Annotated in this window: 17 protein-coding genes; 6 read left to right on the plus strand and 11 right to left on the minus strand. The window is 60.9% G+C overall.

Annotated elements, in window-relative coordinates:
• Window positions 1-260 precede the first annotated feature (260 nt).
• The 3 genes from betT to mgrA all read left to right on the plus strand — a co-directional run bounded on the left by betT (window position 261) and on the right by mgrA (window position 4876).
• Window positions 261-2222 carry a choline transporter BetT gene (betT, locus tag AB1462_RS21935; protein WP_167361143.1) on the plus strand — a complete coding sequence of 654 codons (1962 nt, stop codon included), beginning with the start codon at window positions 261-263 and terminating at the stop codon, window positions 2220-2222.
• A gap of 158 nt (window positions 2223-2380) precedes the next feature.
• Entirely contained in the window at window positions 2381-3730 is a 1350-nt protein-coding gene (locus AB1462_RS21940) for an OprD family outer membrane porin (protein ID WP_367247913.1), read from the plus strand.
• Window positions 3731-3838: 108 nt separating this feature from the next.
• Window positions 3839-4876, plus strand: coding sequence for an L-glyceraldehyde 3-phosphate reductase (gene mgrA, locus AB1462_RS21945; protein ID WP_090401106.1), 1038 nt, complete (start codon window positions 3839-3841; stop codon window positions 4874-4876).
• A gap of 64 nt (window positions 4877-4940) precedes the next feature.
• Here mgrA and tauD read toward each other — a convergent pair whose 3' ends face one another.
• From tauD to AB1462_RS21980, 7 genes are all read right to left on the minus strand, one after another.
• A complete protein-coding gene (gene tauD / locus AB1462_RS21950) occupies window positions 4941-5777 on the minus strand; it encodes a taurine dioxygenase (RefSeq protein WP_367247914.1) in 837 nt (278 codons plus the stop codon).
• A 16-nt stretch (window positions 5778-5793) separates the two neighbouring features.
• The gene (gene tauC / locus AB1462_RS21955; RefSeq protein ID WP_090401102.1) at window positions 5794-6630 is read right to left on the minus strand and encodes a taurine ABC transporter permease TauC; all 837 of its coding nucleotides are present in this window, start codon (window positions 6628-6630) and stop codon (window positions 5794-5796) included.
• Window positions 6627-7406 (minus strand): taurine ABC transporter ATP-binding subunit, encoded by a 780-nt coding sequence (gene tauB, locus AB1462_RS21960; RefSeq protein ID WP_065948520.1) that lies wholly within the window; start codon window positions 7404-7406, stop codon window positions 6627-6629. The genes tauC and tauB overlap by 4 nt, the downstream gene beginning before the upstream one ends.
• A 17-nt stretch (window positions 7407-7423) precedes the next feature.
• The gene (gene tauA, locus AB1462_RS21965; RefSeq protein ID WP_367247915.1) at window positions 7424-8401 is read right to left on the minus strand and encodes a taurine ABC transporter substrate-binding protein; all 978 of its coding nucleotides are present in this window, start codon (window positions 8399-8401) and stop codon (window positions 7424-7426) included.
• 249 nt (window positions 8402-8650) lie between these two features.
• Complete coding sequence (gshA, locus tag AB1462_RS21970) at window positions 8651-10234, minus strand: glutamate--cysteine ligase (protein ID WP_259194622.1); 1584 nt, start codon at window positions 10232-10234, stop codon at window positions 8651-8653.
• Window positions 10235-10448: 214 nt separating this feature from the next.
• Window positions 10449-10832, minus strand: coding sequence for a PaaI family thioesterase (locus tag AB1462_RS21975; RefSeq protein ID WP_090401099.1), 384 nt, complete (start codon window positions 10830-10832; stop codon window positions 10449-10451).
• Window positions 10832-13168, minus strand: a complete 2337-nt coding sequence (locus tag AB1462_RS21980; RefSeq protein WP_259194621.1) for a Tex family protein — start codon at window positions 13166-13168, stop codon at window positions 10832-10834. Before AB1462_RS21980 ends, AB1462_RS21975 begins: the two co-directional genes overlap by 1 nt.
• Window positions 13169-13523: 355 nt before the next feature.
• Here AB1462_RS21980 and ompR point away from each other — a divergent pair, with 355 nt between their 5' ends.
• Both ompR and AB1462_RS21990 read left to right on the plus strand, forming a co-directional pair.
• A complete protein-coding gene (gene ompR / locus AB1462_RS21985) occupies window positions 13524-14264 on the plus strand; it encodes a two-component system response regulator OmpR (RefSeq protein WP_015373500.1) in 741 nt (246 codons plus the stop codon).
• A 116-nt stretch (window positions 14265-14380) separates the two neighbouring features.
• Window positions 14381-15694 (plus strand): ATP-binding protein, encoded by a 1314-nt coding sequence (locus AB1462_RS21990; protein WP_053140284.1) that lies wholly within the window; start codon window positions 14381-14383, stop codon window positions 15692-15694.
• 96 nt (window positions 15695-15790) lie between these two features.
• Here the strand turns inward: AB1462_RS21990 and rimK are convergent, their stop codons facing one another.
• Genes rimK through AB1462_RS22005 form a run of 3 tightly spaced genes read right to left on the minus strand, consistent with a single transcriptional unit; the run spans window position 15791 to window position 17968 of the window.
• Window positions 15791-16696 carry a 30S ribosomal protein S6--L-glutamate ligase gene (gene rimK, locus AB1462_RS21995; protein WP_003171022.1) on the minus strand — a complete coding sequence of 302 codons (906 nt, stop codon included), beginning with the start codon at window positions 16694-16696 and terminating at the stop codon, window positions 15791-15793.
• Window positions 16693-17157 (minus strand): ATP-dependent zinc protease, encoded by a 465-nt coding sequence (locus AB1462_RS22000; protein WP_259194620.1) that lies wholly within the window; start codon window positions 17155-17157, stop codon window positions 16693-16695. The genes rimK and AB1462_RS22000 overlap by 4 nt, the downstream gene beginning before the upstream one ends.
• Before the next feature lie 31 nt (window positions 17158-17188).
• Window positions 17189-17968: an EAL domain-containing protein gene (locus tag AB1462_RS22005; RefSeq protein ID WP_259194619.1), complete on the minus strand. Its 780-nt coding sequence runs from the start codon at window positions 17966-17968 to the stop codon at window positions 17189-17191.
• Between the two features lie 116 nt (window positions 17969-18084).
• On the opposite strand from AB1462_RS22005, the gene AB1462_RS22010 reads away from it, so the two are divergent.
• On the plus strand, window positions 18085-18492 hold the full coding sequence (locus tag AB1462_RS22010; RefSeq protein WP_090401095.1) for a S4 domain-containing protein: 408 nt from the start codon (window positions 18085-18087) through the stop codon (window positions 18490-18492).
• A 63-nt stretch (window positions 18493-18555) separates the two neighbouring features.
• On the opposite strand, the gene AB1462_RS22015 is transcribed toward AB1462_RS22010, so the two are convergent.
• Window positions 18556-19359: a phosphatase PAP2 family protein gene (locus AB1462_RS22015; RefSeq protein WP_090401094.1), complete on the minus strand. Its 804-nt coding sequence runs from the start codon at window positions 19357-19359 to the stop codon at window positions 18556-18558.
• Window positions 19360-19392: the final 33 nt, after the last annotated feature.

Consider the following 19392-nt stretch of genomic DNA (forward strand, 5'->3'; position numbering starts at 1 on the left):
ACACGGAGGCCGTATTTCATTCAGCAGTCGCTGAACGATTTCCTTTGTTCACCCGTCATACCACTCAGCCCTGCGATTAGTCCCAAACCGCCTATTCATGTTTAACTTGACTGTTCGTTCAAGTTAAACCCGGTGGTTCGCTGCCCGCTCACAACAGGAGGCTTACCTTTGCTGAGTCCGTTTTATACAGCCACATCCCTCACCCTCGGGGTGCACCGTTCATGAGTGCATCGTCCACCCCATCCAGCGGCCTGGTGCGCATGAATGCACCGGTGTTCTACTTTGCCGCTACCTTCATCTTGCTGTTCGGCATCACTGTCATCGCTATCCCGCAACAGGCCGGTGCCTGGCTGCTGGCGGCGCAAAACTGGGCGGCCAACACGGTCGGCTGGTACTACATGCTGGCGATGACCCTGTATCTGGTCTTCGTGGTGGTCACCGCGCTATCGGGCTACGGCAAGATAAAACTCGGTGCCGACCACGACGAGCCCGAATTCAGTTACCTGTCCTGGGCCGGCATGTTGTTCGCCGCCGGGATCAGCATCACGCTGTTCTTCTTCTGCGTGTCCGAACCGTTGACGCATCTGGTGCAACCGCCTCAGGGCGAGGCCATGAATGCCGACGCTGCACGCCAGGCCATGCAGGTGCTGTTCCTGCACTGGGGCCTGCACGGCTGGGGCGTGTTTGCGTTTGTCGGCATGGCGCTGGCGTATTTCGCCTACCGGCATAACCTGCCGCTGGCGCTGCGCTCGGCGCTGTACCCGCTGATCGGCAAGCGCATCAATGGCCCTATCGGCTATGCGGTGGATGGCTTCGGCATCATTGCCACGGTGTTCGGCCTCGGTGCCGACATGGGCTTCGGCGTGCTGCACCTCAACTCCGGCCTCGACTACCTGTTCGGCATTGCCCACACCCAGTGGATCCAGGTCGGCTTGATCACCTTGATGATGGGCGCGGCGATCCTGGTCGCCGTCGCCGGCGTCGACAAGGGTGTGCGGGTGATGTCCGACATCAACATGCTGCTGGCCTGTGCGCTGCTGCTGTTTGTGTTATTCGCCGGGCCCACCCAGCACTTGCTCAACACCCTGATCCAGAACATAGGTGACTACCTGGGCGCATTGCCGACCAAGAGTTTCGATGTGTACGCCTACGACAAACCCAGCGACTGGCTGGGCGGCTGGACGGTGTTCTACTGGGCCTGGTGGATTGCATGGTCGCCGTTCGTGGGCCTGTTCATTGCACGCATTTCCCGTGGCCGGACCATCCGCGAATTCGTGTTCGGCGTGCTGCTGATCCCGCTGGGCTTCACCCTGGCGTGGATGTCGATTTTCGGCAACAGCGCCATCGACCAAGTGCTCAACCACGGCATGACCGCACTCGGTCAGTCGGCCATCGATGATCCATCGATGAGCCTCTACCTGCTGCTGGAAACCTACCCGTGGAGCAAAACCGTCATCGCGGTCACGGTGTTTATCAGCTTCGTGTTCTTCGTCACGTCGGCCGACTCCGGCACCGTGGTGCTCTCAACCCTGTCGTCCAAGGGCGGCAACGCCGACGAAGACGGGCCGAAATGGCTGCGGGTGTTCTGGGGCGCGATGACGGCACTGATCACCAGCGCGTTGTTGTTTGCCGGCAGTATCGATTCGCTGAAATCGGCGGTGGTGCTGACCTCGCTGCCGTTCTCGCTGATCCTGTTGCTGATGATGTGGGGGCTGCACAAGGCCTTCTACCTCGAGTCACAAAAGCAGATTGCGCAGTTGCACTCGCTGGCGCCGGTCTCGGGCTCACGCAAAGGCACCGGCGGTTGGCGCCAGCGTTTGAGCCAGGCCGTGCATTTCCCGTCGCGGGATGAGGTGTACCGCTTCCTTGAGACCACGGTGCGTCCGGCGATTGAAGAAGTGACGGCGGTGTTTGTCGAAAAAGGCCTCAATGTCGTCACCCAGCCCGACCCGTCCAACGACAGCGTCAGCCTGGAAATCGGTCACGGCGAAGAGCATCCGTTCGTGTACCAGGTGCAGATGCGCGGCTATTTCACGCCCTCATTTGCACGCGGTGGCATGGGCTCCAAGCAGCTCAATAACCGTCGCTACTACCGGGCGGAAGTGCACTTGAGCGAGGGCAGCCAGGACTACGACCTGGTGGGCTACACCAAGGAGCAGATCATCAACGACATCCTTGACCAGTACGAGCGCCACCTGCAGTTCCTGCACTTGGTGCGCTGACGCTCAACTCCCCGCAAAGCCCCGTTCTACGGGGCTTTCTTAAACTTAATTTCATCCGTCAAGGCGCTGTTTTGACGCGTAACTGTCATCTGGTCACTGCGTAATTGTGTGAAGCGTTTGACGCTTTCATTTCAGAACAGTGACGGAGACCGGTGCCCATGAAGACGTTTTTAAGCCCTGTGGTGGGAGCCGCCATGGCGAGCTTTATGCTGTCTGCCCAGGCGGATTTTATCGATGACAGCCACGCCGACGTGTCCCTGCTCAACCGCTATCTCAACCAGCAGGGACGTGACGTGGTCGGCAGCAATGCCAAGGCCCATAGCATTCGGGATTGGGGCCAGGGTTTCGAGTTCAACTTCAAGTCGGGCTACACCGAGGGGCCAGTGGGTTTCGGCCTGGATCTGCAGGCGTTCTACGGCTTGAAACTGGATTCCGGTGGCGACCTCAACGACAAGGATCACCAGGGCCGCTATCCCGGCAGCATGTTCCCGCTGGACAACGGCAAATCCGCCGACCAGTTCGGCGTGCTCAGCCCGACGTTCAAGATGCGCTTTGCCAAGGATGAGTTGCGCGTCGGTACGCTGTACGGCAATAACCCGGTGCTGGCCAACACCGACGGGCGCCTGTACCAGCAGACCAACACCGGTGTGCAACTGGTGTCCAAGGACCTCAGCGACTTCACCTTCACCGGCGGTGATATTTTCAAGACCAAGATCCGCAACGAAACCGGCGACCAGGGCATGATCACCGCCGGCGGGACCAAAGAAAGTGACCGCTTCCTGTTCGGCGGTGCGGATTACAGCGGCATACAGAACACCACTGTCAGCCTGTGGTACTCCAACCTTGAGGATTACTACCAGCAGTTCTTCCTCGGCGCCAAACGCCATGACGCCTTATCGGTGGGGGCGATCGATACCGACGTGCGCGTGTTCCGCAGCCTGGGTGTGGGCGCCAACGCCGACGGGGATAAGGACTTTGCCGCAGCGGGCCTGTACGGCGACGGCGTGAACAAGGGCCGCATCAACCAGTCCACCGTCAGCCTGCTGGAAAGCTACAGCCTGGACGGCCATACCGTCGGCCTGGGCCTCCAGAAAAACAGCGGCGACAGCGACTTCCCGTACCTGGACTCCGGCCTTAACAGCGGTGACGCCCGCCAAGGCCCAGGCTCGGGTGCCGACACCCCGGCGCTGACCAACATGCAGCTGAACAAATTCCAGCACGCCGGCGAACGTACCTGGCTGGCGCAGTACAAATATGATTTGGGCAAACTCGGCCTCAACGGCCTGACGTTCTCCGCTGCCTACGCCCACGGCGATGACATCCGCACCGCCCAAGGCACCACCAGCGAATGGGAGCGTAACGTGGCCGTGGCGTACCAAGTGCCGACCGGTACCCTCAAGGGCCTTGGCGTGACCTGGAAAAATGCCCACGCCAGCCCGGATATTACCGGTGCCACCGTGCAGGATGAAAACCGCTTCTATGTCAGCTATGTCGTTCCACTCTGGTAGGAAATTGCTGTAAAACGGAAGGGCAGACTTAAGCGATTCAGCTGGTTAAAAGGCCTGGGAATATCGTTATTCCCAGGCCTTATTTGCCTACGTCCAAGAGAGGATTCGATGACTTACATTGCTGCCGAAAACCGCTATGAATCTATCCCGTATCGCCGCGTAGGCCGCAGTGGGTTGGTGCTGCCGGCACTGTCCCTGGGGCTATGGCACAACTTTGGCGACAGCACCCCGATCGACACCCAGCGCGCCCTGCTGCGCACCGCGTTCGACCTGGGGATCAACCACTTCGACCTGGCCAACAACTACGGCCCACCCTACGGCAGCGCCGAGATCAACTTCGGTCGTTTGCTGCGCGAAGACTTCAAGCACTACCGCGACGAATTGATCATCTCCAGCAAGGCCGGTTGGGACATGTGGCCGGGCCCTTACGGCCAGGGCGGCGGCTCACGCAAATACGTGCTGGCAAGCCTGGACCAGAGCCTGCAACGCCTGGGCGTCGATTACGTGGATATTTTCTACTCCCACCGGTTTGATGCCGACACGCCCCTGGAAGAAACCGCCAGCGCCCTCGCCACCGCCGTGCAGCAGGGCAAGGCGTTGTACATCGGTATCTCGTCTTACTCCGGGGTGAAAACCCGCGAAATGGCGGCACTGCTCAAAGAGTGGAAAGTGCCGCTGCTGATCCACCAACCGGCCTACAACCTGCTCAACCGTTGGGTGGAAAAAGACCTGCTGGACACCACCGAAGAACTCGGCGCCGGAGTGATCGCCTTCACACCGCTGGCCCAGGGTTTGCTCACCGACAAGTACCTCAACGGCGTGCCGGCCGACGCACGGGTCAACCGCCCGGGTGGTGGTTCGTTGCAGGCCAAGCACCTGTCTGAAGCCAACATCGCCCACGTACGTGCACTGAACGAAATCGCCCAGCGCCGTGGCCAAAGCCTGGCGCAATTGGCGCTGGCCTGGACCTTGCGCGACCCTCGGGTAACCAGCGCGCTGATCGGTGCCAGCCGGCCGGAGCAGATCATCGAGAATGTCGGGGCGTTGAAGAACCTGAGCTTCAGTGCGGAAGAACTTGCGGAGATCGATCGGTTTGCGCAGGAAGGTGGAATCAACTTGTGGGAAAAGCCGTCCAGCGCTGAATAACCTGACACCACTGGGTCAATGTGGGAGGGGGCAATCCCCTCCCACATTTGATTTGCAGTGTGGTTTAGAACGGCACATCCCCAAGAATCGTCGCCCGATGCATCACCCGCCGCTGCGGCCGGTAGTCATCCACCGCGTAATGCTGGGTCACGCGGTTATCCCAGAACGCCACGTCGTTTTCCTGCCAGCGCCAGCGGAGGGTGAATTCCGGGCGTGTCGCGTGGGCGAACAGCAGTTTGAGGATCGCTTCGCTTTCCGCCGGTTCCAGCTCATTGATCCTAGTGGTGAACCCATCACTGACAAACAGCGACTTACGCCCGCTCACCGGATGCGTGCGCACTACCGGGTGCGACAGCGGTGGGTTTTTCCTGCGGGTTTCTTCCCAGCGCGCCAGGTCTTCGGCGCTGTTGCCAAAGCGTTCCAGCGGGAAGGATTTGGTGAAGTCGTGGGTAGCCGTCAGCCCATCGAGCAACCGTTTCAGCGGTTCGGACAGCGCCTCATACGCCGCGATGCCACTGGCCCACAGCGTATCGCCACCAAACGCCGGCAGCAGCTTGGCGCTGAGTACCGCGCCGAGGGCCGGGGTGGGCAGGAAGGTCACATCGGTGTGCCATACGGCATTGTCGCGTACGTCGGTGACGGCGGTGTCGAGGATCAGCACTTCGGGCTGTTCCGGCACGTTGGGGTAGATCGGGTGGATATGCAGGTCGCCAAAATTCGCCGCGAACCGTGCCTGTTGCTGCGGGGTGATCGGCTGGTCACGGAAGAACAACACCGAGTGGCGGAGTAACGCCTGCTCGATGGCATCGCGGTGTTCGGCGCTCAGCGGCTGGGTAATGTCGACGCCGCTGATCTGGGCGCCCAAGGCGACGCTGAGGGGGGTAACGGTCAGGTTGCTCAATTTAAGTTCTCATCACTCAGTGTGCCTGGCCATGCCAAGGCACCAGTTTGCGCTGCAGGGCGCGCAGGCCCATTTCCATGGCGAAGGCGATCAGGGCGATCACCAGGATCCCCAGCACCACCACATCGGTGACCAGGAACTGCGCCGCCGACTGCACCATGAAACCCAGGCCGCTGGTGGCCGCGATCAGTTCGGCGGCGACCAGGGTCGACCAGCCCACGCCCAGGCCGATACGCACACCGGTGAGGATGTCGGGCAGGGCGCTCGGCAGGATCACATGGCGAATCAGTTGGGCACGGGTGGCGCCCAACGACTGCGCCGCACGCAGCTTGGCCGGGTCGACGGTGCGCACACCGGTCGCGGTGGCGATAGCAATCGGGGCAAAGATCGCGAGGTAAATCAGCAGCACCTTGGACAGCTCGCCGATACCGCACCAGATCACGATCAACGGCAGATAAGCCAGGGGCGGAATCGGTCGGTAAAACTCGATCAGCGGGTCGAGAATGCCACGGGCGATGCGGTTGGAGCCGATGGCAATCCCCACCGGCACGGCGGTCAGCACCGCGAAGCCCAGGCCCAGGCCGATCCGGCTGAGGCTCGCGCCCAGGTGCTGCCATAAGGTGGAATCCATATAGCCCGTGGTCGCCAGCAGCCAGCCTTTTTGCAGCACGGCGGAGGGTGGTGGCAGGAACAACGGTTCGATCAGGCCGCTGGCGGTGACGGCCCACCAGAGGGCCAGCAAGGCGACCAGGGTCAACAGGCTGATCCAGCGCGTGCTCAGGCTGCGCCGCGCCGGTATCACGGCGTGCGCCACCGGTTTGGTAGCGGTGGCGGGAAGTTCGTAGCTGCTCATGCGGACACCTGCCGTTGCGAGAACACTTTGCCCAGCACGTGCTCACGGGTTTCGATAAAGCGCGGGTCGGACTTGATCGCCCGCGCCGACTCACCGGCCGCGTAGCGCTGGCCGAAGTCCAGATGCAGGCGTTCGACGATCTGCCCCGGGTTGGGCGCCAGCAGGATCAGGTCGGTGGCGAGGAACACCGCTTCTTCGATGTCATGAGTAATCAGGAACACCGGCTTGGCCGTGCGTCGCCAGACTTGCAGCAACAGTTCCTGCATCTGTTCGCGGGTGAAGGCATCGAGGGCGCCGAAGGGTTCGTCCATCAGCAACACGCGCGGGTCGGCGGCCAAGGCGCGAGCCAGGCCGACGCGTTGCTTCTGGCCGCCGGAGAGCTGCCAGATGCGGCGATTGTCGAAGCCGGCGAGGTCCACCAGCGCGAGCATTTCACGGGCCCGCACTTCACGCTGCGCCTTGGGCACGCCGGCGAGTTCCAGGCCGAAACCGACGTTGGCCAGCACGTCCTGCCAGGGCAGCAGCGCGTCGTCCTGGAACACCACACCGCGTTCGGCGCTGGGGCCTTTGACCGGCACGCCATCGAGGGTGATGCGCCCGGCAGACGGTTCGACAAAGCCGGCTATCAGGTTCAACAGCGAAGTCTTGCCACTGCCGGACGGGCCGAGGGCCACCAGCAATTGCTGGGGCCCCAGGTCGAGTGAAATGTCAGACAGTACCGGTTCTGTGGCGCCTGGGTACTGTGCGCTGATGCGCTCCAGTTGTAGCAAGGCCATCGCGATGAACTCCTGGATCAGTGGGTGATGAACTTGGCGCTGACGTAAGGGGCGTAGTCCGGCAGCACGGCGTCGACCTTGCCTTGTTCCTTGAGGAACGCAGCGGTATCGGTCACGGCCTTGGTGGTCGGTGCGCCCAGCAGGGTTACCTGGTCAGCGGCCAGCGGGTAGACGTTGCCTTGCAGCAGCAGTGGGATGTCACTGGCCTTGGCACCGGAGAGTTTCACCAGTTTGTCGACGTTGCCTTTGTCGGCGAGCCAGGCTTGTGGGTCTTTGCGGTAAGCGGCGTAGGCATCCAGGGTGACTTTGGCGAAGGCTGTGACGATTTCCGGGTGTTTCTCGGCGAAATCCTTACGCACGATCCAGGCATCGAAGGTCGGTGCACCGAACTTGGCCAGCTCGCCGGAGGTGATCAGCACCTTGCCGTTTTCCTTGGCCACGCCCAGGGCCGGGTCCCATACGTAAGTGGCGTCGATGTCACCACGCTTCCAGGCCGCGATGATCGCCGGCGGGGCGAGGTTGAGGATGGTCACTTTCGATGGGTCGATGTTCCAGTGCTTCAGCGCGGCCAACAGGCTGTAGTGGCCGGTGGAAACGAAGGGCACGGCGACCTTCTTGCCTATAAGGTCCTGGGGGCTGTTGATCCCCGAACCGTTGCGCGCCACCAGGGCTTCGGCACCGCCGATCTGGGTGGCAACCAGGAAGGTTTCCACCGGCACTTTGCGGGTGATCGCAGCGGTCAGCGGGCTGGAGCCGAGGTAGCCGATCTGCACGTCACCGGAGGCGATGGCGGCGATGATGTCGGCGCCATTGTCGAATTTGCGCCAGTCGATCTTGGCGTTAGTGGCTTTTTCGTACGCGCCGTCGGCCTGGGCAACTTTGGCCGGGTCTACGGTGGTCTGGTAAGCGATGGTTACATCCGCCGCCTGGGCAAACAGGCTGACACCGGCCAGGGACAACGCCGCCAGGAGGCGCAGTGGGGTTAAACGTTTCAAGGGGAAGCTCCTCAATCAGGCGGCCGAGGGTCGGCGTGGGAGGAGACTAAATGATCTAAGAATCCGAAAATAAATAACATTTTCGAATTAGCTTATGGGCGAAAGGTTGAAGCGAATCTTGAGCTGGATGAAGGCAAATGTGGGAGGGGGCTTGCCCCCGATTGCGGTAGATCAGTCACTGATGGGTGGCTGACACTCTGCTATCGGGGGCAAGCCCCCTCCCACATTTTGAGCCGGGTTCGGCTTCAGTCAGTTGCTGATGGCGAGGATGCTTGCCTGGTACGACCCGACAAACACATCAAAGTCGCCCACTTCGTTCTGCTCCAGTTCCGCCTGTTGCGCCAGCGACTTGCGCGCCAGTTCCTCAAAGCGTACCTGTTCTTCGGCGGGCAACGGCTCGCGGCGGAAGTACTCGGCATGCACCTCGCTCTGATGCAGGGAGAACTGCGCAAAACTCTCTTTACGCTCGGCCATCGCCGCCAATACCTGCGCCGAAGGGGTCAGGGACGGGTCCTTGACCTTGGCCAGTTGGGCGTCCAGCGCCTGGCTGTGTTCGGTGATGCCGTGGCTTTCATCAAGCAGCGCAGCCAACGGAGCAATCTTCTCCAGCAGCTCGGTGGCCCATTCCTTCATGTCCACGGCCTGGCCCTTGCGCTGCAATTGCAGGCCTGGGCGCCGCCCTTCCTTGACCACGCTGAGGAAGTTGGACGTGGCGTTGCCGCACTCGTTGTCGGCGAACAGCGGGCTGTCGTTCAGCGCGCAGTACAGCAGGAATGCGTCGAGGAAACGCGACTCCGGCAGGTCGATGCCCATCGGCAGGAACGGGTTGATGTCCAGGCAGCGCACTTCGATGTACTGGATGCCGCGGGCCATCAGCGCCTGGATCGGCCGCTCGCCGGTGTAGGTCACGCGCTTGGGACGGATATTGGAGTAGTACTCGTTTTCGATCTGCAGGATGTTGGTGTTGAGCTGTACCCACTCACCGTCCTTATGGGTGCCGACTTCGACATAGGGCGCGTAGGGCGTTGCCACCGCTTCGCGCAGGCTGTCGGTGTAGCTGCTCAGGTCGTTGTAGCACGGCGTCAGGCCGGCCTGGGCGTTGCTCTGGTAACCCAGGTCGCTCATGCGCAGGCTGGTGGCGTACGGCAGATACAGGGTGTCGGCGTCGAGCACTTCCAATTGGTGCGAGCGACCGCGCAGGAAACCCGCGTCCAGGGCCGGCGAGGCACCGAACAGGTACATCAGCAGCCAGCTGTAGCGGCGGAAGTTGCGGATCAGCGCGATATAGGCAGTGGACTGATAATCGCGGTCGGTGCCGACGAAGCCTTCAGTCTCCTTGAGCAGCGGCCACAACTGTTCCGGCAGGGAAAAGTTGTAGTGGATGCCGGCGATGCACTGCATGGTCTTGCCGTAACGCAGGGCCAGGCCCTTGCGGTACACGTACTTGAGCTGTCCGATATTGGAGGTGCCGTAGTAGGCAATCGGAATGTCTTCCTCGGCCGGCAACGGGCACGGCATCGAGGGGCTCCACAGGTATTCACTGCCGAGCTTGGTGTAGGCAAAGCGATGGATCTTGTCCAGGCTGCTCAGCGTATCGGCCGGGTTGGGCAGGGCCGGAGTGATGAACTCCAGCAGCGATTCCGAGTAGTCGGTGGTGATCTGTTCATGGGTCAACGCGGCGCCCAGGGCTTCGGGGTGCGGCGTTTGCGCCAGGCGACCCTCACCGGTGACACGTAGGCATTCACGCTCGATGCCGTGCAAGCACTGCTCTAGCAGGGAGAGGTGTTCGCGCTTGCCGAGCAGAGCCAGGCGGCGGTTGAGAAGTTCGCTCAAGTTGGATTCCTTCACGCGTCAGTCGCCCCAATATGGGGGTGGGCAGGACGGTCTACAAGGGTGAAGTTAAAACTGGCGTGATCGCCTGGTTTTGAGTCGATTTGACCCGCGTTAAAAAAGCCTACTTCACTCCATGAATTGGGCTATGGCGCAGCAAGAAAATTCCGACGCTGTTATCGCAGCGCCGAAATTAACTCAAATCGGGGGTGTGGAGCTATAGGACAGCGAACGTGCCCTGTGCTTTTGCGACAAGCCTTTCGTCCTGATACACATCGGCTTCGACCACCAGCGTGCGCCGGCCGGCGTGGATCACCCGGCTGGTGCACATCACATCACCGTCTTCCACGGCGCGGATGTAGTTGATCTTGCATTCGATGGTCGCGCTCTGCTGATCAAAACCATGGGCGCTGGAACACGCCAGCCCCATGGTGATGTCCACCAGACTGAAAATCGCCCCGCCATGGAGCTTGCCCGCGCGGTTGCGTAGGTGCGGCTCCAGGGTCAGGGCCACTTCGGCAACGCCTTCTTCGAGGCGTTGCAGGCGGCAGCCGATCAGTTCGCTGAACGCGCTCTGGGTCAAACCGGCGGGGATTTCCATCAGCGTTTCTTCAACTGCTTGGCGTTGGCGAACAGCGAGGCCATGGCGTTGTTGCTTGGCGCTGCGGTGGCGGTTTCCTTGCGCGGTTGACTGTTTTCAGAGCGGTTCTGCGACTGGCGCGGCGCCGAGCCAGGACGTGCACCACGGGCGCCGTCGATTTTTTCGCCTGGGGTATCGCTCATGCGCATCGACAGGCCAACGCGTTTGCGCGGGATGTCGACTTCCATGACCTTGACCTTGACCACATCACCGGCCTTCACGGCTTCGCGCGGATCCTTGATGAACTTCTCCGAAAGCGCAGAGATGTGCACCAAACCGTCCTGATGCACGCCGATGTCCACAAACGCGCCGAAGTTGGTCACGTTGGTGACCACGCCTTCGAGGATCATGCCCAGTTGCAGGTCCTTGAGGTCTTCGACGCCGTCCTGGAACTCGGCGGTCTTGAACTCGGGACGCGGGTCGCGGCCAGGTTTTTCCAGCTCTTGCAGGATGTCGGTGATGGTCGGCACGCCGAAGGTTTCGTCGGTGTACTTCTTTGGGTCCAGGCGCTTGAGGAACGCGGCGTCACCGATCAGCGAGCGGATGTCGCGGTCGGTCTCGGCGGCGATGCGTTGCACCAGCGGGTAGGCTTCCGGGTGAACGGCGGACGAATCCAGCGGGTTGTCGCCGTTCATGACGCGCAGGAAGCCGGCGGCTTGCTCGAAGGTTTTTTCACCCAGGCGTGCGACTTTTTTCAGCGCGGCACGGGTTTTGAACGCACCGTTTTCGTCGCGGTGAGTGACGATGTTCTGCGCCAGGGTGGCATTGAGGCCGGAGATACGCGCCAGCAGCGCCACGGAGGCGGTGTTCACGTCCACGCCCACGGCGTTTACGCAGTCTTCCACCACCGCATCCAGGCCACGCGCCAGTTTCAGCTGCGACACGTCGTGCTGGTACTGGCCGACGCCAATGGATTTAGGATCGATTTTCACCAGCTCGGCCAGCGGATCCTGCAGGCGACGGGCGATGGACACCGCACCACGGATCGACACGTCGAGGTCCGGGAATTCCTTGGAGGCCAGTTCCGATGCCGAGTACACCGAAGCACCGGCTTCGGAGACCATCACCTTGGTCATCTTCATGGCTGGGTATTTTTTGATCAGCTCGGCGGCCAACTTGTCGGTTTCACGGCTGGCAGTGCCGTTGCCGATGGCGATCAGGTCCACCGAATGTTTGGCGCACAGGGCGGCCAGGATGGCGAGGGTCTGGTCCCATTTGTTGTGCGGCACGTGTGGGTACACGGTGGCGTGGTCCAGCAGCTTGCCGGTGGCATCGACCACGGCAACCTTGCAGCCGGTGCGCAGGCCCGGGTCGAGGCCCAAGGTAGCGCGCGGGCCGGCCGGCGCGGCCAGCAGCAGGTCATGCAGGTTGTGGGCGAATACGTTGATCGCCTCGGTTTCGGCACCGTCTCGCAACTCGCCGAGCAGGTCGGTTTCCAGGTGGGTGTAGAGCTTGACCTTCCAGGTCCAGCGCACGACTTCACCGAGCCACTTGTCCGCAGGACGATTCTGATTCTGGATGCCGAATTGTTGCCCGATCATGCCTTCGCACGGGTGCATGGTGCCCGGCAGTTCGTCGCCGACTTTCAGCGCGGAGCTGAGAATACCTTCGTTGCGGCCGCGGAAAATTGCCAGCGCACGGTGGGACGGCATGCTTTTCAGCGGCTCGTCGTGTTCGAAGTAGTCGCGGAACTTGGCGCCTTCTTCCTCTTTGCCGGCAATGACGCGGGCGCTGAGGATGGCTTCCTGTTTCAGATAGCTGCGCAGTTTTTCCAGCAGGTTGGCGTCTTCGGCGAAGCGCTCCATCAGGATGTACTTGGCGCCTTCGAGGGCGGCCTTGACGTCGGCAACGCCTTTTTCAGCGTTGACGAAGCGCGCGGCTTCGGTGTCCGGGGTCAGCGAGGGGTCGTTGAACAGGCCGTCGGCCAGTTCGCCCAGGCCGGCTTCCAGGGCGATCTGGCCCTTGGTGCGGCGCTTCTGTTTATACGGCAGGTAAAGGTCTTCGAGGCGGGTCTTGGTGTCGGCGAGCTTGATGTCGCGTTCAAGCTGAGGCGTCAGCTTGCCCTGTTCCTCGATGCTGGCGAGGATGCTGATACGCCGTTCGTCGAGTTCTCGCAGGTAGCGCAGGCGTTCTTCCAGGTGCCGCAGTTGGATGTCGTCGAGGCTGCCGGTCACTTCTTTTCGGTAACGGGCGATGAAGGGCACCGTGGAGCCTTCATCCAGTAGAGCGACGGCCGCTTCGACCTGTTGTGGGCGTACACCGAGTTCTTCGGCGATGCGGCTGTTGATGCTGTCCATAAAACCACCTGAAATTCTGAAAAGCAGCCCGCAGGCCCGGAAAACAAGGCCTTGCGCGGCTGGTTGAGCGGCCCGACTGGCGCCGCTACCTGGGTCAAGAGGCAGCCTATTGACCCTCGAAATCGAAAAAATCACGACAAGCGGGTGAAAAAAACCGGCAGTAAACGGCAACGATCTGACGTTGCCCTGCACGAAGGCGCCGCATTATAACCAGCGTTCTGCCCTTGGGGGGTACTGCGCCCGTGGTTGGAAGGCGCGCGTTCGCTGGCAGTAGAGGAAAAATCTGCTAACAATGCACACGGTGCGTATAACGGCAGCTACGCCATAATGCGCGCCGAGATAAGAGGAGCATCCAATGAGCAGCACTGCACAAACTGCTGAAGGCGAAAAAATTCTCATCGTTGATGACGATCCGGGGCTGAGCAGCCTGCTGGAGCGTTTCTTCAATTCCAAGGGCTATCGTGCGCGCGCGGTGCCGAACACCGAGCAGATGGACCGTCTCCTGGGGCGCGAAGTGTTCAACCTAGTCGTACTCGACCTGATGCTGCCCGGCGAAGACGGCCTCACCGCCTGCAAGCGCCTGCGCGGCGCGAACAACCAGATTCCAATCATCATGCTCACCGCCAAGGGCGATGAGCTGAGCCGCATCAAGGGCCTCGAGCTGGGCGCTGATGACTACCTGGCCAAGCCGTTCAACCCGGACGAGCTGATGGCGCGGGTCAAGGCTGTATTGCGTCGTCAGGCACCGCCGGTACCGGGCGCGCCGGGCAGCGAAGACGAAAGCGTCACCTTTGGCGACTATGAGCTGTCGCTGGCGACCCGCGAGCTCAAGCGTGGCGATGAAGTGCACATGCTCACCACCGGTGAATTCGCCGTGCTCAAGGCCCTGGTGATGAACGCACGTCAGCCGCTGACCCGCGACAAGCTGATGAACCTGGCCCGTGGTCGCGAATGGGACGCCCTGGAGCGCTCCATCGACGTGCAGATTTCCCGTCTGCGCCGGATGATCGAGCCGGACCCGTCCAAGCCTCGGTATATCCAGACGGTCTGGGGTGTGGGCTATGTGTTTGTGCCGGATGGCACCGCAACCAAGTGATCGATGATTTGCAGGGCGGGCATCCTGGCGTTTGACTCCATGAGGGTCGACGGGATGCCCGGCGTCTGCAATTCTGCGAGCGCCGCTCGTTCCTGCAAGGTGTCCAGCTGTCATCTATGAAAACCCCGCTGTGGTTCCCACAAAGTTTCTTCTCCCGCACCCTTTGGCTGGTGCTCATCGTCGTTCTGTTTTCCAAGGCGCTGACACTGGTTTATCTGTTGATGAACGAAGACGTGCTGGTGGACCGGCAGTACAGCCACGGTGTTGCCCTGACACTGCGTGGTTACTGGGCGGTAGATCCCGAAAACCGCGAAAAAGTAGCCAAGGCGTCGACGTTGACCCGCGTTGACGGGGCCGGCGTCCCTGAAGGTGAGCAACATTGGCCTTACAGCGAGATCTACCAGCGCCAGATGCAGGCCGAGCTGGGCGAGGACACCGAGGTGCGATTGCGCATGCATGTTTCACCTGCGCTGTGGGTGAGGGCGCCGAGCCTGGGCGATGCCTGGATCAAGGTTCCGCTGTATCCACATCCTTTGCGGGGGCAGAAGATCTGGAACGTGTTGGGCTGGTTCCTGGCCATCGGCTTGCTTTCCACCGCGTCCGCGTGGATTTTCGTTCGTCAGCTTAACCAACCGCTTAAACGCCTGGTGTTTGCCGCCCGCCAATTGGGCCAGGGGCGCAGCGTGCGCCTGCCGGTCAGCGATACGCCCAGTGAAATGACCGAGGTGTATGGCGCCTTCAACCAGATGGCGGAGGACGTCGAACAGGCTGGGCGCGAACGCGAGCTGATGCTGGCGGGGGTGTCCCATGACTTGCGCACGCCATTGACGCGATTGCGCCTGTCCCTGGAGCTGATGGGCAACCATAGCGACCTCACCGACGACATGGTTCGTGACATCGAAGACATGGACGCGATTCTCGACCAGTTCCTGGCGTTTATCCGCGACGGGCGTGACGAGGTGGTGGAGGAAGTTGATCTCACGGACCTGGTGCGTGAGGTTGTCGCACCCTATAACCAGAATGGCGAGCAAGTGCGCATGCGCCTTGAGCCGATCCAGCCGTTTGCGTTGCGTCGGGTGTCGATGAAGCGCCTGCTGAACAATCTGATCGGCAACGCTTTGCACCATGCCGGTTCGGATGTGGAAGTGGCTGCGTATGTGTCTGGCGACAGTGCTGCGCCGTACGTGGTGCTGAGTGTGATGGACCGTGGTACGGGGATCGATCCGGCGGAACTGGAAGGTATCTTCAACCCGTTTACCCGTGGCGACCGTGCTCGGGGTGGCAAGGGTACTGGCCTGGGGCTGGCGATTGTGCGGCGGATTGCTTCGATGCATGGAGGCAATGTTGAGCTGCGCAACCGCGAGGGTGGTGGTCTTGAGGCGCGGGTGAGGTTGCCGCTTGGGCTGATGCTGCCAAGGGACGCGGTATAGAAAAAGCCGCAAGTTTCAAGCTTAAAGCCGCAAGAGAAAAGCAGACAGTTTTTGCCCTTTCTTGCAGCTTATAGCTTGAAGCTTAAAGCCGCGTCTCTAACCCTTGCCTTTGGTCCTGGTCATATTCGGTCCACCATTCTTCTCCAGATGCTGAATGATGATCCCCGCCACATCCTTGCCTGTGGTGGTCTCGATTCCTTCCAGGCCCGGCGACGAGTTCACCTCCATCACCAGCGGGCCGTGGTTGGAGCGCAGGATGTCGACCCCCGCTACGGCCAGCCCCATCACCTTGGCCGCCCGCAGCGCGGTCATTCGTTCTTCAGGGGTGATCTTGATCAGGCTGGCGCTGCCGCCACGGTGCAGGTTGGAGCGAAACTCCCCAGGCTTGGCTTGGCGTTTCATGGCTGCGATCACCTTGTCGCCCACCACGAAGCAGCGAATATCCGCACCGCCGGCCTCCTTGATGTACTCCTGGACCATGATGTTCTGCTTGAGGCCCATGAACGCCTCGATCACGGATTCCGCTGCGGTCGCGGTTTCACACAGCACCACACCGATGCCCTGCGTGCCTTCGAGCACCTTGATCACCAGCGGCGCGCCATTGACCATTTCGATCAGGTCGGGGATGTCGTCGGGGGAGTGGGCAAAGCCGGTGACCGGCAGGCCGATGCCCCGCCGCGAGAGCAGTTGCAACGAGCGTAATTTGTCCCGCGAGCGTGCAATGGCCACGGATTCATTGAGGGGGAAAACCCCCATCATTTCGAACTGGCGCAACACTGCGCAGCCATAGAACGTCACCGAGGCGCCAATACGCGGGATCACCGCATCAAACCCTTCCAGGGGCTTGCCGCGATAGTGGATCTGCGGCTTGTGGCTGGCAATGTTCATATAGGCACGCAACGTGTCGATCACCACCATTTCATGGCCGCGTTCGGTGCCGGCCTCGACCAGGCGGCGGGTGGAATACAGACGCGGGTTTCGCGACAGCACAGCAATCTTCATGCAGCACCTGGGGCAGAAATAGTAGAGACCGGGAACACCGGCTTGTCTTGAACGTACTTGACGCCGGGATTGACCACCAGATGGCCGTCAATCAGCGCCTTGGAACCCAGTAACAGGCGGTAACGCATGGCCTTGCGGCAGGCCAGGGTGAACTCCACCCGCCATACCCGATCACCCAGCGCCAGGGTGGTGCTGATCACGTAGCGCACCTGCGCATGGCCATTGGAGCTCTTGATGGTTTTCATCGCCACCAGGGGCGCTTCGCAGCGGCGGTGGCGCAGTTGCACCACGCTGCCCAGGTGCGCGGTAAAGCGTACCCACTTCTCCCCGTCGCGCTCAAAAGGCTCGATGTCGGTGGCATGCAGGCTGGAGGTGCTGGCACCGGTGTCGATCTTTGCGCGCAGGCCTGCCACTCCCAAGTCGGGAAGTGCCACCCACTCACGCAGACCTACAACGGTCAAATGGTCAAATGTCTTCAATATGGGTAACCGATCAATTCGCCCAGGCTTTCGGTGAAACCTCGGCCAGGGCTTTGAATGCAGGCTTGGCGAACCAGTAGCCTTGCATCAGAAATATTCCACAGTCAGACAGAAAGTCGCGTTCGCCGGCACTTTCGATGCCTTCGGCGATGACAGTAACGTTCAACTGCTCACAGATTGTGACAATCCCCTGGACGATCACCTGACGGACACGATCCTGGTCGACATCGCGGATCAGCGCCATGTCGAGTTTGATCAAGTCAGGTTGGAAATCAGCCAACAGATTCAGCCCCGAATAGCCCGCGCCGAAATCATCGATAGCGGTCTTGAAGCCGAATTCGCGGTATTCACGCAGAATATTCGTCAAATGGCGATAGTTATCTACATGCTCGCTTTCCAGTGTCTCGAAAATCAGTTGATCCAGCGGAAAATTGTGCGCGCGCGCCGCCTCCAGGGTGCTGCGGATGCACAACTCCGGACGGTACACGGCGTTGGGCATGAAGTTGATGGAAAGGTGGGTTTGCATCCCCAAAGCTGCAGCACCGGCAATCGCCTGGGTGCGGCAGCGCTGGTCGAAGCGGTAGCGGTTGCTGTCGTTGACCTGGTCCAGCACCGACGACGCCCCTTCGCCTTGTGTGCCGCGCACCAAGGCTTCGTGGGCAAAAATCGAATGGTCCCGAAGGTCTACGATAGGCTGGTAGGCGAACGCAAAATCGAAACCCAGGGGTTCGCTTTGTTGGCAGCCTACGCAACGCTGGTCGGGCGAGGTGAGTGAAGAGGGAAAGTCGGTCACGGCGTATCCTCGCGAAAACAGGGTGCTACCTGGCGTATCTTAGGTGAGCCTTGAGGTTTATGCGTCGAAGGGTTTCAACGTTACAGTTGCGACATTTGTCAGAGCGAGGAATTCAAGTGGCTCAAAAGCAGGAAGAGGAAGAAAAGGTCCGTCTGGACAAGTGGCTTTGGGCGGCGCGTTTCTTTAAAACACGTGCCTTGGCCAAGGCGGCGATTGAGAGTGGCAAGGTGCATCACCGAGGCGAGCGCTGTAAACCGGGCAAAGAGCCACGTGTCGGTGATGAGTTGCAGATTCGGATAGGTTTTGACGAAAAGACCGTCGTGGTTCAGGCACTTTCCATCGTGCGCCGTGGCGCACCCGAAGCACAAGCGCTGTACACCGAAACCGAAACCAGCATTGCCAAGCGCGAAAATGCGGCAGCCATGCGCAAGGCGGGCGCCACGGGGATGACCACCGATGGCAAGCCGAGCAAGAAGCAGCGCCGCGACCTGTTCAAGTTCCGCGGCAGTGGCAATGATGACTGATTGCGCAGAGCCCCAGTCCAATGTGGGAGGGAGCAAGCCCCCTCCCACATTTGGCCGGCAGCGTTAAGGGGATGTGCGCACGACGCTCAATCCACCGATCACCGGCAGCTTGCCAAGTAACCCGAAGATCGGCGTGGTCACTTGTAGCAAAACCCCCGACACCTTCGCGGCAAACGGCGTGTAATACCCCCAGCCCAACGCCAACAGCGCCAGCAAGACCCCGCCGATATAATCGTCCTGCCCCCAATGCGCACCTGCCACCAGCCGCGGCATCATAAACAATAGCGCCAGGCCCCAGATCACCAGCACCTGGCCGATGCGCTTGGCGAACACCGTCATGAACATCGCCCAGATCAACAGCACCGAAGCATGATCCCCCGGAAAGCTCTGGCTTGAGCGGTCCTTCAACTCCCAGGTCTTCTCCAACCCCGGGAAATAGTCACTCATTTGAATCGCCCCGCCGATCACCATCGATGGGCTGCTGTGCTGCCAGCCCATCTGCGCCGCGAGTTTGGAAAACAGCATGCGGATGAACAACAACAGCAACAAAATGCCGACAAAACCTAACAGTGCCTGGCGTGCCTGCGCGGCTTTGAACACCCAGTCGCCGCGAATCAGCAGCGTCAGCAGGATCACCCCGACCACCGCATCAAACGGCCGCAAACTGGCCACGGCCCACACGTGCAGCCATGTTGCGTTGCTCGCCAGCGGGTCGTTGAGCAGGTGAAACAGCCACTCGTCGAAAATCACACACAGCATCTGCCCCGTGGGCCACAGCCAAAAACACAGCAGCCCGATAGCGAGTAGATTGCACAGAGCCCATCGCCGGAGGTTCCACTTGGCTTGGAACAAACCCGGATTGTTCATAAACTGTCCCTCTTCGCTCTATAGACGCTCTCT

Origin of the sequence: Pseudomonas sp. SB113 (genome assembly GCF_040754745.1) — a bacterium.
GTDB lineage: Bacteria > Pseudomonadota > Gammaproteobacteria > Pseudomonadales > Pseudomonadaceae > Aquipseudomonas > Aquipseudomonas grimontii.

Coding starts and splice junctions, on each gene's coding strand:
- betT (WP_167361143.1), top strand. CDS start 261: ATGAATGCACCGGTGTTCTACTTTGCCGCTACCTTCATCTTGCTGTTC.
- AB1462_RS21940 (WP_367247913.1), top strand. CDS start 2,381: ATGAAGACGTTTTTAAGCCCTGTGGTGGGAGCCGCCATGGCGAGCTTT.
- mgrA (WP_090401106.1), top strand. CDS start 3,839: ATGACTTACATTGCTGCCGAAAACCGCTATGAATCTATCCCGTATCGC.
- tauC (WP_090401102.1), bottom strand. CDS start 6,630: ATGAGCAGCTACGAACTTCCCGCCACCGCTACCAAACCGGTGGCGCAC.
- tauB (WP_065948520.1), bottom strand. CDS start 7,406: ATGGCCTTGCTACAACTGGAGCGCATCAGCGCACAGTACCCAGGCGCC.
- AB1462_RS21975 (WP_090401099.1), bottom strand. CDS start 10,832: ATGGAAATCCCCGCCGGTTTGACCCAGAGCGCGTTCAGCGAACTGATC.
- AB1462_RS21980 (WP_259194621.1), bottom strand. CDS start 13,168: ATGGACAGCATCAACAGCCGCATCGCCGAAGAACTCGGTGTACGCCCA.
- ompR (WP_015373500.1), top strand. CDS start 13,524: ATGAGCAGCACTGCACAAACTGCTGAAGGCGAAAAAATTCTCATCGTT.
- AB1462_RS21990 (WP_053140284.1), top strand. CDS start 14,381: ATGAAAACCCCGCTGTGGTTCCCACAAAGTTTCTTCTCCCGCACCCTT.
- rimK (WP_003171022.1), bottom strand. CDS start 16,696: ATGAAGATTGCTGTGCTGTCGCGAAACCCGCGTCTGTATTCCACCCGC.
- AB1462_RS22015 (WP_090401094.1), bottom strand. CDS start 19,359: ATGAACAATCCGGGTTTGTTCCAAGCCAAGTGGAACCTCCGGCGATGG.